11 protein-coding genes are annotated in these 11,980 nt (G+C 67.8%); 4 read left to right on the top strand and 7 right to left on the bottom strand.

Annotation, left to right across the window (positions count from 1 at the left end; genetic code table 11):
- Positions 1 to 37: 37 nt before the first annotated feature.
- From C4N9_RS12665 to C4N9_RS12655, 3 genes are all read left to right on the top strand, one after another.
- Positions 38 to 523: a GNAT family N-acetyltransferase gene (locus C4N9_RS12665; RefSeq protein WP_168192229.1), complete on the top strand. Its 486-nt coding sequence runs from the start codon at positions 38 to 40 to the stop codon at positions 521 to 523.
- A 43-nt stretch (positions 524 to 566) separates the two neighbouring features.
- Positions 567 to 1,250 carry a TerB family tellurite resistance protein gene (locus tag C4N9_RS12660; protein ID WP_109533700.1) on the top strand — a complete coding sequence of 228 codons (684 nt, stop codon included), beginning with the start codon at positions 567 to 569 and terminating at the stop codon, positions 1,248 to 1,250.
- 129 nt (positions 1,251 to 1,379) lie between these two features.
- Positions 1,380 to 1,709 carry a hypothetical protein gene (locus C4N9_RS12655; RefSeq protein ID WP_210404031.1) on the top strand — a complete coding sequence of 110 codons (330 nt, stop codon included), beginning with the start codon at positions 1,380 to 1,382 and terminating at the stop codon, positions 1,707 to 1,709.
- Here the strand turns inward: C4N9_RS12655 and C4N9_RS12650 are convergent.
- From C4N9_RS12650 to C4N9_RS12630, 5 genes are all read right to left on the bottom strand, one after another.
- Positions 1,622 to 3,403 (bottom strand): Ppx/GppA family phosphatase, encoded by a 1,782-nt coding sequence (locus tag C4N9_RS12650; RefSeq protein WP_245902540.1) that lies wholly within the window; start codon positions 3,401 to 3,403, stop codon positions 1,622 to 1,624. The genes C4N9_RS12655 and C4N9_RS12650 overlap by 88 nt on opposite strands.
- 127 nt (positions 3,404 to 3,530) lie before the next feature.
- Entirely contained in the window at positions 3,531 to 5,711 is a 2,181-nt protein-coding gene (locus tag C4N9_RS12645) for an RNA degradosome polyphosphate kinase (protein WP_109533699.1), read from the bottom strand.
- A 42-nt stretch (positions 5,712 to 5,753) separates the two neighbouring features.
- Complete coding sequence (locus tag C4N9_RS12640; protein ID WP_109533698.1) at positions 5,754 to 6,470, bottom strand: P-loop NTPase family protein; 717 nt, start codon at positions 6,468 to 6,470, stop codon at positions 5,754 to 5,756.
- Positions 6,457 to 7,560: an AI-2E family transporter gene (locus tag C4N9_RS12635; RefSeq protein ID WP_109533697.1), complete on the bottom strand. Its 1,104-nt coding sequence runs from the start codon at positions 7,558 to 7,560 to the stop codon at positions 6,457 to 6,459. The genes C4N9_RS12640 and C4N9_RS12635 overlap by 14 nt, the downstream gene beginning before the upstream one ends.
- Positions 7,561 to 7,564: 4 nt before the next feature.
- Positions 7,565 to 7,888: a 2Fe-2S iron-sulfur cluster-binding protein gene (locus tag C4N9_RS12630; RefSeq protein WP_109533696.1), complete on the bottom strand. Its 324-nt coding sequence runs from the start codon at positions 7,886 to 7,888 to the stop codon at positions 7,565 to 7,567.
- A gap of 258 nt (positions 7,889 to 8,146) precedes the next feature.
- On the opposite strand from C4N9_RS12630, the gene C4N9_RS12625 reads away from it, so the two are divergent.
- Entirely contained in the window at positions 8,147 to 8,626 is a 480-nt protein-coding gene (locus C4N9_RS12625) for a peptidoglycan-binding domain-containing protein (protein WP_168192224.1), read from the top strand.
- A 4-nt stretch (positions 8,627 to 8,630) separates the two neighbouring features.
- On the opposite strand, the gene C4N9_RS12620 is transcribed toward C4N9_RS12625, so the two are convergent.
- Together C4N9_RS12620 and C4N9_RS12615 are read right to left on the bottom strand one after the other, a co-directional pair.
- On the bottom strand, positions 8,631 to 10,661 hold the full coding sequence (locus C4N9_RS12620) for a capsular polysaccharide biosynthesis protein (RefSeq protein ID WP_109533694.1): 2,031 nt from the start codon (positions 10,659 to 10,661) through the stop codon (positions 8,631 to 8,633).
- 19 nt (positions 10,662 to 10,680) lie between these two features.
- Positions 10,681 to 11,832: a polysaccharide biosynthesis/export family protein gene (locus C4N9_RS12615; protein ID WP_245902539.1), complete on the bottom strand. Its 1,152-nt coding sequence runs from the start codon at positions 11,830 to 11,832 to the stop codon at positions 10,681 to 10,683.
- Positions 11,833 to 11,980: the final 148 nt, after the last annotated feature.

Raw genomic sequence — 11,980 nt, 5'->3', positions numbered from 1 at the left:
TGGTTGCGCACCGCCCCCCCGAATCCGAGCCATGCCCCTGATCCGCCCTGCCACCCCCGCCGACGAAGCCGCCATCCTGTCCATCTGGACGCCGGTTATCCGCGACACGACGATCACCTTTTCCTCGGTCCTGAAAAGCGCTGCGGACATCGCCGATTACGTTGTCACCCGCCGCGCCCATGGCCGCGAGGTGCTGGTGGCCGAGATCGACGGCAGTGTCTGCGGCTTCGCCAGCTACGATCAGTTCCGGGGCGGCAATGGCTATGCCCATGCGATGGAACACAGCATCCTGCTGGCGCCGCCTGCCTGGGGGCGGGGCGCGGGGCGGGCGCTGATGACGGCGCTCGAAGCCCATGCCCGAGCGGGCGGCGCGCATGCGATGGTCGCGGGCGTCAGTGCCGAGAACGCCGCCGGCATCGCCTTTCACGCAGCCCTTGGCTATATCGAGCGCGGCCGGATGCCGCAGGTCGGTTACAAGTTCGGCCGCTGGCTGGATCTTGTGCTGATGCAGAAATTGTTGTGACTGTCGCATGTTCAAATTAACGAGCGGCGCGTAAACTGGGCTCATGTCACTCTGGTCACGGATCACCGATGCAATCGAAGCGCTGCGCTCTGGCGAACCCCTGAGCGTCGTGTTCGACCGGCTGCGCCAGCGGCCGGAGCGGACGATCGCCTTCACCATTGGTGTGATCGCGCTGGGGGCCAAGCTGGCCAAGGCCGATGGCACCGTCACCCGCGACGAGGTGACGATGTTCCGCTCGGTCTTCACCATCCCGCCCGAGGATGAGAAACACGCGGCCCGCGTGTTCAACCTTGCGCGGCAGGACGTGGCGGGATTCGACGCCTATGCGCGCAAGATTGCCGCGCTGTTCCCCTCGGGCGACCCGGTCTTGCGCGATCTTCTGGACGGTCTGTTCCATGTCGCGCTGGCCGATGGCGACATGCACCCGGCTGAAGAGGCTTTTCTGCAGGAAGTGGCCAGTATTTTCGGGCTGGGGCAGGGGTGTTACCGCTCGATCTATGCGCGGCTGGTGCCCGGTGCCGCGCCCGATCCCTACGAATTGCTGGAACTGCCGCCCGACGCCTCGCTGGACGAGGCGCGGCGCGCGTTCCGCCGCATGGTGCGCGAGGCGCATCCCGACGCCCTGCGCGCGCGGGGCGTCCCGGACGAGGCGGTGACATTGGCCGAAGAACGGCTCAAGGCGCTGAATCAGGCCTGGGAAGAGGTGCAGCAGCGCCACGCGGCCTGATCGGGGCCCGCCTGCCGCTCACGCGGTTGGCATTTTTCACGCGGCGCCGGTCCGGTTATGCTGTGCCTTGTGGCTCCCACGGGCCGGGCCCGCAGGACCCGCCCGCCGCGTGAAGCCGAAAGGACCGGAATGCTGAACCATCGCGTCAAACCCGCCCTTCTCGCCGCCCTTCTGGCGTCGCTGCCCGTGGCCTCGGGCGCGCAGGATGCCGAGGGCGATACCTCGAACCGGCTGCGCGGGCTGTTCGACGACATGATCGGTGCGGTCGATCCGTGGCTGTCGGATCTGTCCGAGATGCTGGGCGACCTGTCGGGCTGGCATGCGCCCGAAAGGCTGCCCAATGGCGATATTCTGATCCGCCGCCGCGACGATCAGGAGCCGGACGCCGTGCCCGGGGACGAGTCCGAAGAAGACGGATCCGAAGACGGCGCCGATCCCGGCGATACCCTCGAATTGTAAGCGCGCCCGACCCGGTAGCTGGTCGTCACCCCCAGATTCTTCGCCAGCGCGGCGAAACGCGAGGCCGCCACCTCGCCGAACAGCGCCTTGCGTTCGGGCTGCAGGATCAGCTCCAGCACCTTCTTCTTGGGGAAGTAACGCAGCTCGCCCGCCGCCTGCGGGCCGCCCGCCGAGAACATCGCGCCGAAACGCATCGCCCGGCCCAGCATGATCGCGTGGCGGATCTCTTCATCGGTCAGAAGCTTCAGCAACGGGGTGATCCGGCTGTCGGCGCCCGGTGACTTGTAGCGGTTCATCAGCGCCAGACCCAGATAGACCCGGCCCTTGTGATCCAGCCCGCCCAGGTTGGCGCGGGTGGCGGTGTCGAAACAGCTTTCGGCCCGGTAATCGGGATGAGCGCGCCAGTTCACGTCATGCAGAAGGCACGCGGCCTTGATCAGGCGCTTGCGCTCGTCCGGGACGGTGCGGAACAGCGGCATGAGGAAATCGAACAGGTTCCGCCCGAAGCCGGGCATCCGGGCGCTGGTGGTTTCCAGATGGCGGCAGGCCTCGATCAGCGGATCGCGGGCGCGCAGGACATCGGGCATCTGCTCGAACAGCACGCCCTCGCGGATGCCGTAGCTGGAAATGTAGATCTCGCGCGGGCGGAACACGGTGAGGATCTGGCGCAGCACCACGGTCGCCAGCGGGACCAGCGTGATCCGTTCAGGCGAGATGCCGGTGCGGTTGCGCAGGGTCTTCAGGTCCTGCGTTTCCAGCCAGTCGATGGTCTTGCGGATCGACTTCGGCGTCATCTCGTATTCGTGCAACACCGTCAGCGGATAGCCGCGCCGCTCCATGTCGAGCCGCGCCAGCGCGCGCCATGACCCGCCCACCAGATAGAGCGCCTTGTGATCGCTGCCGACCTGTTCGCGCAGGTCTTTCAGGGTGTCGGTGATATGGGTCTTCAGGCCCTTCTTGCCGCCCGTGATCTGCTGCAGCCGGAACGGACCCAGGGACGAGCTGACGCGGCGCCCGACGGTGTTGTCGCCGACCTCGGCCAGTTCCATCGACGAGCCGCCGATGTCGCAGACCAGTCCGCGCGCGCCGGGCCAGCCCAGAAGCACGCCCTGCGCCGATAGCCGCGCCTCTTCGGTCCCCGGCACGATCAGCATCTCGAGCCCGGTCTCGGCCTCGACCTCGGCCTTGAAGGCCGCGCCATCCTCGGCCTCGCGCACGGCGGCGGTGGCGACCATGGTCAGGCTGGTCAGGTCCATGTCACGCGCCAGGCAGCCGAAGCGCTTGATCGCAGCCAGGGCCCGCGCCCGGCCCTCGGGATGCAGGCGGCCGGTCTGGGCCAGATCGCGGCCCAGACCGCACAGCACCTTCTCGTTGAAGAAATAGGCGGGCGAGCGCGCGGCGCCGTCGAACACCACCATCCGGATCGAGTTTGACCCAACGTCGATCACGCCCACCCGGTCGAGCGCGCGCATCTGGTCGTCGTCGAACAGCGGCGTGCCGCCGAAATAGCCGCGCACCGGCGTCGTTTCGGGGGCCACGCCGGTCGTGTCCGACGTGTCGGTCTTGGTGGGGGCCGCCGCCGGAGCGGGCATCTCCGGGCTGGACGGCTGCCCGGTTCCGGGATCACCGGGCGCCGCGGCCGCATCGGAGGCGGCCTTGCCATCGGGAAGCGTGGTTTCGCGGTCGGCGGGCATGGCCGTCTCCTCGATCATCGTCGGGCAGGTGTCATCTAGTCTTCGCACCCGTGCAACGTCAACGTCTTGGCGGCTTGTCGCCGCCAAGCGTGGCGTTTCGATGGCCGTGGACGCGGCGGCAGGGTCGTCAGATGTCGGTATGGGTCAGTTCCGGCACATCCGTCGCCCCGGCCGATCCGCGGCCCGACAGAGACGGGTTTTCCATGAAGAACTTGTGGCAGCTGAACATCGGCTTGTCGGGATCGTCCGAACTGGCACGGGTAAAGGTGCCCATCCCGTCCAGAACCCATGTCTGCGCCTCGTCATACAGATTCGCGGCCATGATCTGGCGCACGATCTGGGCGCGGACCGTGGGGTTCTTGATCTCGACCAGCGTCTCGACGCGGCGCATCAGGTTGCGCCCCATCCAGTCGGCCGAGGACATGAAGACCCGCACGGGCTCCGAGGGCAGCCCGTTCCCCGAGCCGAAACAGACGATGCGCGAATGTTCAAGGAAGCGCCCGACGATGGATTTCACCCGGATATTCTCCGAAAAGCCGCGGATCCCGGGCCGCAGACCGCAGATCCCGCGCACGATCAGGCTGATCTTCACCCCCGCCTGACCGGCGGCATAAAGCGCGTCGATCACGTCGGAATCGACGATCGAGTTCATCTTCGCCCAGATCTGCGCGGGACGGCCCGCGCGGGCGTGATCGGCCTCGCGCGCGATCATCTCGATCAGCCGGTCTTTCAGCGAGATCGGCGAAATCGCCAGGTTCTCCAGCTTGTCGGGCTGGGCATAGCCCGACAGGTAGTTGAACACCCGCGCCGCATCCCGGCCCAGCGGTGCCTCGCAGGTGAAGAGGCTCAGGTCGGTGTAGATGCGCGCGGTGATCGGGTGATAGTTGCCGGTGCCCCAATGGGTATAGGTGACCAGCTTGTCGCCCTCGCGCCGGACCACCGCCGAGATCTTGGCGTGGGTCTTGTACTGGATGAAGCCATAGACGACATGCGCGCCCGCGCGTTCCAGCCGGCGAGACTGGCGGATATTCGCCGCCTCGTCGAAGCGCGCCTTCAGCTCGACGAAGGCGGTGACGGATTTGCCCGCCTCGGCCGCCTCGCACAGCGCATCGACGATCGGGCTGTCGCGCGAGGTCCGGTAAAGCGTCTGCTTGATCGCCAGCACGTCGGGGTCGTTCGCGGCCTGCTTGAGAAAGCGCACGACCGTGTCGAAGGTCTCGTAGGGATGGTGCAGCAGCATGTCCTTCTGGCGAATCGCCGCGAACATGTCGCCGTTATGATCCTGCACGCGTTCGGGAATGCGCGGGCTGAACGGCGCCCATTGCAGGTCGCGCCGCTCGTCGATGACCAGTTCCTTGATATCGGCCATGCCCAGAAGGCCGTCGACCTCGACCACCTCGTCGGCAGCGACATCGAGCTCTTCCATGATCAGCGCGCGCACCGAGGGCTCGGCGCCGCCCGTCAGCTTCAGGCGCACCACCTCGCCCCGGCGGCGGCGCTTGAGCGCGACCTCGAACTCGCGCACCAGATCCTCGGCCTCTTCCTCGACCTCCATGTCCGAATCGCGCAACACGCGGAAACCGCAATGGTTGAGCGTCTCGTAGCCCGGGAACAGCGATTCGAGCTGATCGAGCAGCAGCTCTTCCAGCGGCAGGAAGCGGAAGGCGAGCCCCTCGGCGGGCAGGCGAATGAAACGGTCGATCTGTTGCGGTACCGGCAGAAGCGCGCTGCGTTTCAGCCCGTCGGCCTTGCGCCGGATCGTCAGCGCCAGACAGAAGCCCGTGTTGGGAATGAAGGGGAAGGGATGCGCCGGGTCGATAGCCAGCGGCGACAGCATCGGAAAGACATTGGCAAGGAAGTATTCGTCCAGGAATGCGCGATCCGCCTCGGTCAGGGCGCTGCGTTCCAGAATGAACATGTTCTCGGCTTCCAGAAGCCCGCGCAGTTCCTGGTAGGTTTCCTGCTGGGTCTGCATCAGGCGCCGGGCCTGATCATTGATCTGGGTCAGCTGTTCGTACGGCGTCTTGCCATCGGTCGAGGGATTGGTGTTCCCCGCCCGGTGCAATTCGCGCAGGCCCGCGACGCGGACGGTATAGAACTCGTCCAGATTGGTGGCCGAGATCGACAGGAACCGCACCCGTTCAAGCAGCGGAACCTTGGGGTTCGACGCCTCTTCCAGCACCCGCCAGTTGAAGGCGATCCAGGACAATTCGCGGTTGAAGAAGCGCGACGGGCCTTCGGGATCGAATCCCTCGGGTGGGTCGATCGGGTCGGGGAACGGGCCGTGAAGGAAATCCGAAGTGGTCATGCGGGGTCTGTAGCGCTCAATTGCGACGGTTTGGTGATACCGTCATGATGCGTCGGGGCCCGGATCCGTGTCGAGATCTTTGCTCAGAGCCTCGCGAACCATGGCAGCGGTGATCTTCTTCTGAAGCTGCAAGGCGCGCAGGTCCAGCTCGGCCACGAGCGAGCGCGCGGCATCGAGCGAGCGCTCCATCCGGGGGAGGATATAGTCGATCAGGCCGGGATCGATTCGCACCTGCCGGTCGGTGAACAGCTTGACCAGAACGGCCGCGAGCAGGGCGTCCTCGGGCTCGCCCAGCGGCTGATGCGCGGCGGCGGACAGGCGCGACAGCAGATCGGGCAGCCTGAGGCCCCAGTCGCGCACCGGGCGGTCGGCGGTCATCAGCAATTCGCCCCGGCCGCGCAGGTGATTGACCAGGTGGAACAGCGCCTCTTCGCCCGCGCCGCCCGCGAGCAGATGCGCGTCGTCGATGACGATCCGGTCGGGCGCGCCGGGCTGCACCAGCGCTTCAAGCCGCTCGGTCAGAGTGTCCGCCGGCTGCCACAGCGCGCCGGTCCGCGCGGCCCAGATATGCGCCAGATGCGTCTTGCCCGAGCCGGGCGGCCCGACCAGCACGGTCAGCCCGTTGGGAAGCCCGCGCGGGGCCTCGACCGCGGCGAGGGCCACGGCATTCGACGGCGCTTCGAGAAAGTCGTCGCGGCCCGTCGATTCCGCGCTAGGCAGAACCAGCGGCAGTTGCTCGGCGCGCTTACGACCGGTCATCCGGGGCCCCGGGCCGGTAGGCGGGGGCGTCCGCCACGGGCGGATCGCCGCGATAGAGCGCGCTGTCCTTGTAGGCCGCCGCCATATGCCGCGCGACCACGCCCAGAGCGGCGGCGACCGGCACCGCGACCAGCATCCCGACGAAGCCGAACAGCGCGCCGAACACGCTGAGCGCAAGGATCAGCCAGACAGGATGCAGGCCGACCGAGCTGCCGACCAGTTTCGGCGTCAGCACGTTGCCCTCGATCATCTGGCCCGCCGCGAAGACCGCCGCGACAAGGCCCAGCTGCACCCAGTCGCCCCAAAACTGCACCAGTCCGAAGCCCAGAGCCAGCGCGCCGCCCAGGATGGCCCCGACATAGGGAATGAAGGTGATGAGACCGGCAAAGGCCCCGATCACCAGCCCGAATTGCAGCCCGACCAGCATCAGCCCGGTGGCATAAAAGGCGCCCATCAGCAGACAGACGGTGCCCATGCCCCGGATGAACGAGGCGACGGTGCGGTCGACGTCGCGCGCGATGGTACGGATCTTGGGCGCGTGCTGGCGCGGAAGCAGCTCGTCGACCTTGGCCACCGCCTTGTCCCAGTCGAGCAGCATGTAGAAGGCGACGACCGGCACGATGACGACCAGCAGGCCGATATTGAGCAGCGACATGGCCGAGCCCAGCACCGCATTGGCCAGCTCGCCCGACCGCGCCTGCACCGCCTCGGCCAGACCGCGGAGCGACTGGCGCAGCGTGGAATCGTTGTCCAGGATCGACGGGAACCGCTCGACCAGCTGGTTACTGCCGCGTTCGATCAGCCCCGGAAGCGAGTCACTCAGCGCCTGCCCCTGTTCGATCAGCAACGGCACGACCAGCACCAGCGCCAGCACGAAGACCAGCACCATCATCACCGAGATCGTCACCGTCGCCAGAACCCGGCTCATGCCCAGCTTTTCCAGCCGGTCGGCGACCGGGTCCAGGAAATAGGCCAGCGTCGTTCCCAGGATATAGGGCAGGATCGTGTTCCCCAGCCCCCACAACGCCAGGATCAGCAGCGCGGCCAGCACGCCCCAGAACCAGGCCTGGCGTTTGACGCTGGTGGCCATCGGATCAGATCTGCCGCTCGGGCAGCCGCACGACCAGACCTTCGAGCGCGGGCGTGACCTTGATCTGGCAGGTCAGGCGCGATTTCTCGGGATCGGGCTCGTAGGCGAAATCGAGCATGTCTTCTTCCATCGGATCGCGCGCCGGCAGTTTGTCGACCCAGGCTTCGTCGACATAGACATGGCAGGTCGAACAGGCGCAGGCGCCGCCGCAATCGGCCTCGATGCCGTTGACGCCGTTGTCGCGCGCGCCTTCCATCACCGTGAGCCCTTCGGCCACGTCGATGACATGCTCGGTACCGTCAAATTCGATATAGGTGATCTTGACCATCTCTGCCTCGCGTCTCTCTCACTGGGTTCGGACATACGAAAGTGTACGCCCTTTGACCAGAGGCCAGAGCTTTCCGGCAACCGTGCGTTCCACCCGTGAAATCACGCGCCCCGCGCGCGTGTTCGGGGCGCCGGGCTGCCGCGAAATGGTGCCGGTGCCGCCCGCACTTGGCCGTTTCCGTGCCCGGAAAATGCCGCGTTTCAGCGCCACATTGCTCTCAACACAGAAACAATGCGCGAATCGCGCTCCGGGAATATCATGCTCCGACTCGCTTCCACTCTGGTTATCGTCTCGGCCCTGCTCTCCGCCTGCCAGACCGCCGCGCCCGACGCGACGGCCAGCCGCGCCGAACCCGCCCCCGTCAGCGAGGCCCCCATGCTGGGCAATTCCAGCGGCTGCTGGTCCACCGACCGTATCCCCGCCGTCACGCAGGTCGAGTTCGTGTCGGTCGAAGGGGCCGAGGGTCTGCAGCCGCGCGAACGCGTGCTCCAGCCGGCCGAGGACCGCCTTTTTGCCGTGCCGTGCCCCGAACAGATCGACGACGATACCGTCGCCACCCTGCAACGCGCGCTGGCCGCGCGGGGCCATTACGCCGGGCCGATCACCGGGGAATGGGATCAGGCGACCTCGGAGGCGGTGCGCCGCTTTCAGGCTCCCCTGGGGCTGGATAGCGGGATCCTGACGCTGCAGGCCGCGCAGATGATGGGACTTGTCGTCATCCCGCGCGAATCGTTCTGAGCGCTCATCGCCACAGCCACGCATAGCTTGCAAACGCGCCCTGCAGCTTGGACACAAGCCGCAGGGCGTTTCCCTGTCGGCCTCCGTGGCCGCAGGCCAGACGCTCGACCGCCAGTTCGGGCGGACAAAGCTGCCCCGTGACGGGATCGAGATAGCGCGGATAGGCGATCAGCGCGGCATGGACCAGCTGGTCCAGCGTCGGACGCGGATGCACTGCCAGACGCCGGTCGGGCACGTCGCCCCGGTCCTCGGTCAGGCCCCAGCCGGCATAGAACGGCGCGCCCGTCACGGTCACGGGGATGCCGCGCAAGAGCGCCTCGAATCCCAGCCCCGAGGTCATCGTCCAGACCCGGTCGGCCAGCGTCAGCGCGGTCTGCGCATCGACCCCGCTCAGGACCAGATCGGCCAGATCGCCCGCATCGGGCACCGCGCCGGGTCGCAGGCCGGCCTCGACATCGGGATGCGGCTTGTAGAGCAGGATCGCCTCGGGCTCGGCCTCGCGCGCCGCATCCAGCAGCGCGCGGTTGGTTCGGATCGCACCCGCGCCCAGCCGGATCGAGGCGTCGTCCTCGACCTGTCCGGGGATCAGGATCACGGCGGCATCCGGCCGCGCTGCCTTCAGCGCCGCCACCTGCGCGGCGAAAGCGCCGGTCGAACCGTTCAGGTTGTACTTCGTCACCCCTGCCGCCAGCACAGCCTCGCGCAGCGCGTGGGCGCGCCGGGCCTGATCCGCGCGCAGGGGCGTGGCGATGAGCCGCTCAAGCCGGCTTTCGCGCGTCGGGTCGTAATAGATGCCCAGATCGTCCACCGCCAGCGACAGCGGCGGCACCAGTTCGGCGCCAAGACCCTTCGAGCGCAGAAACCCGTCCTCGACCCGCAGGCCGGTAAAATCCGGCCCGGTTTTTGACGCCCAGGCCAGCGTCGCGCCCTCTTCGGCAAAGCGCACCGGCCGTTCGCGCCCGAAGAACCGCTGCATCGCCCCGCGTTTCCACCGGCTGATGCCCGCCGCCACATGCCCTGCGCGATCCTGCCGGAACGCCGTGACCCGCGCTTCGAGCTGGTCGATCACCTCGCCCAGATCGCAAAGCCGGTCGCGGAGGGGATCGTACCAGGCGGGATAGACCAGCATGGCGATGGCGAAAAGCTGCAGCCTGGTCAGCGCGCGCTGGCGCCGGGGCAGGGGGTCTTCGTCCTCGCTCAGCCCCCAGCCGGCGTAGAAGGGCTGGCCGAAGACGCGCGGGCGATGGCCTGCCAGGATCGCCTCGAATCCCAGCTGCGACGACACGGTATAGACCGCGATGGCACCATCGAGCAGCGACCACGGAGAATGCGGCCCGTCGACGAACGAGATCTGATTGTCCGTGTCGGCGGCGCTGAAATATCCCGCGCGCGCGCCTCCTGTCGTTTCGGGATGCGCGCGGATCAGGATCGGCGCGTGCGGATGCTCGATCCGCGCCGCCAGCAGCATGTCGCGGAACCGTTTCGCCGCGCCCTCGGCCCCGCCAAGCCCGCCCTGCAACAGCGCCGCATCGTCGCGCACCTGATCGACGATCAGCACATAGCCGGGCGGCGGCGGCGGCAGAGCCGGGTCATGGGCATTGTATTTCGACAGATGCAGCGCCCGCAGCCGGGCCAGACAGTCGCGCGCGCTGGCCATCAGCGCGCCGTCATCCAGCGGATGCGTGGCCAGAAGCTGTTCCAGTTCCGAAGGTTGCGCCGGGTCGTAAGGCATCCCCAGCCGGTCGATCAGCAGGCCCATGGGCGGCTCGCCCGCCACCCGGCCCGGATGGACCGATCGCAGCCAGGCATCCTCGATCCGCAGCATCGGCGCGCCGCTGCGCCGCGCCAGCCATTCGGCGCGATAGGCGCGCGGGCTGTGGCCCCAGGCCAGAACCGCGTCGCCCGGCCCCGGCCAGCCGGGAACCGGGCGCGCAAGGGCGAGTTCGAGGATACGCCGCACCCGGCGCGACGGGGCGCGGGGGCCCAGAAAGCCGAGGCTCGTGGCGATCAGGCGGCGCGGAGGGGCGTCGGCCATGGGGACGCGCCGCCCGTTGTTACTCGCCGGCCGCCCGGATCCGCGTCAGCGTGGCCGAGGCCGAGCCCGTCGCGCTCAGGGCGCCCGAGATGACCGAGATCTGGCGGTTCCACGCCACCGAAGAGGCCTCGGTCACGTAGATCGTGTCGCCGTCGCGGATCTGGAAATCGCGGGCCATGAACATGCCGTTGGGCGCGGTCAGGTCCAGCACGTAGACGAAACGCTGGTCTCCCACGAGCCCGGTCTGGTTCAGGATGCGCTGGGCCACTTCCACGGGTTCGTCGCGGAACACGAAGACGCCGGTCGGATCGGCGCGCGTGGGATCCAGCCCGCCGACCTGCGCCAGGGCTTCGATCGCGGTCAGTTCACGCCGGTCGAAGGTGATCAAAGCCTGGTCGCCGGTCGCGCCCAGCACGGTATAGCGGCGCTGATCGGCCTCGACATAGATCCGGTCGCCGCCGCGCATGGCGATGTCCAGCTCGGGGTGATCGAACAGGTCGTCCAGCCAGATCCGATCGGTGATCGACCCGCGCGAGACAGTGATCATGGCGGTCTGCGTGGGGATGTCGACGCCGCCCGCCGTGGCCAGCATGGCCGTCAGGCGGCGGTTGGGACGGGTGATCGGATAGACCCCCTGCGCGCCCACGGCCCCGACCACGCTGACGCTGGCCCCGTCGCCGCCGGTGCGGCTGACATAGACCTGCGGGTCGGGCGTCTGCTGGTCAAGCTGGTTGGCGATGGTGGCGCGCAGGTTCTCGGGCGAGCTGCCGGCGGCGCGCACGCGCCCCGCGAAGGGGACGTAGATGAAGCCCTCGGAATCGACCTGCAACTCGGTCAGCTGCGCGCCCGGCGTCTCGGACGAGGTGAGCAGCCCCTCGGGCACGTTTTCATAGACGGTGACCGCAACGGTGTCGCCGGTGCGGATCGTGTCGCCGCCCAGTAGCGCCGCGTTGCGCAGCGAAGACGAGAAGCCCATCGCCATCGGCGTGTCGAGCGCCCGGTTCACCCGGTCGCCCACGGCCACGACATAGGCATTCCCCTCGCGAAGGACGGAGCCCGAGAAGATCTCGTTACTGTTGGGGCCGGGCCGCGGCATGGTGCAGGCACCGACGCTCGCCACGAACACGCCAAGCGCCAGCGCAACGGCGCGGCGGGAAGGTCTGACAATCACTGCTCGGGCTCCTTGTATGGATCTGCCTCAAGTTTTTTGTGCAACTATACGCAATACCGCGAAAAAAACCAAGCGGGGATATACGCGGAACCCAAGGATCGCGTGGCGCCGGGCCGTTCGAGGCTTGGGCGGTCGCCGCGATAGGTCT

This window comes from Pararhodobacter marinus (assembly GCF_003122215.1).
Lineage (GTDB): Bacteria > Pseudomonadota > Alphaproteobacteria > Rhodobacterales > Rhodobacteraceae > Pararhodobacter > Pararhodobacter marinus.
Note: the sequence above shows the minus strand (reverse complement) of the source record. Positions and strands in the feature narration are given on the sequence as shown.

What these genes read in the sequence shown, in the direction of transcription:
- C4N9_RS12660 (WP_109533700.1), top strand. Translation starts at nt 567, where the DNA reads ATGTCACTCTGGTCACGGATCACCGATGCAATCGAAGCGCTGCGCTCT.
- C4N9_RS12655 (WP_210404031.1), top strand. Translation starts at nt 1,380, where the DNA reads ATGCTGAACCATCGCGTCAAACCCGCCCTTCTCGCCGCCCTTCTGGCG.
- C4N9_RS12650 (WP_245902540.1), bottom strand. Translation starts at nt 3,403, where the DNA reads ATGCCCGCCGACCGCGAAACCACGCTTCCCGATGGCAAGGCCGCCTCC.
- C4N9_RS12645 (WP_109533699.1), bottom strand. Translation starts at nt 5,711, where the DNA reads ATGACCACTTCGGATTTCCTTCACGGCCCGTTCCCCGACCCGATCGAC.
- C4N9_RS12640 (WP_109533698.1), bottom strand. Translation starts at nt 6,470, where the DNA reads ATGACCGGTCGTAAGCGCGCCGAGCAACTGCCGCTGGTTCTGCCTAGC.
- C4N9_RS12635 (WP_109533697.1), bottom strand. Translation starts at nt 7,560, where the DNA reads ATGGCCACCAGCGTCAAACGCCAGGCCTGGTTCTGGGGCGTGCTGGCC.
- C4N9_RS12630 (WP_109533696.1), bottom strand. Translation starts at nt 7,888, where the DNA reads ATGGTCAAGATCACCTATATCGAATTTGACGGTACCGAGCATGTCATC.
- C4N9_RS12625 (WP_168192224.1), top strand. Translation starts at nt 8,147, where the DNA reads ATGCTCCGACTCGCTTCCACTCTGGTTATCGTCTCGGCCCTGCTCTCC.
- C4N9_RS12620 (WP_109533694.1), bottom strand. Translation starts at nt 10,661, where the DNA reads ATGGCCGACGCCCCTCCGCGCCGCCTGATCGCCACGAGCCTCGGCTTT.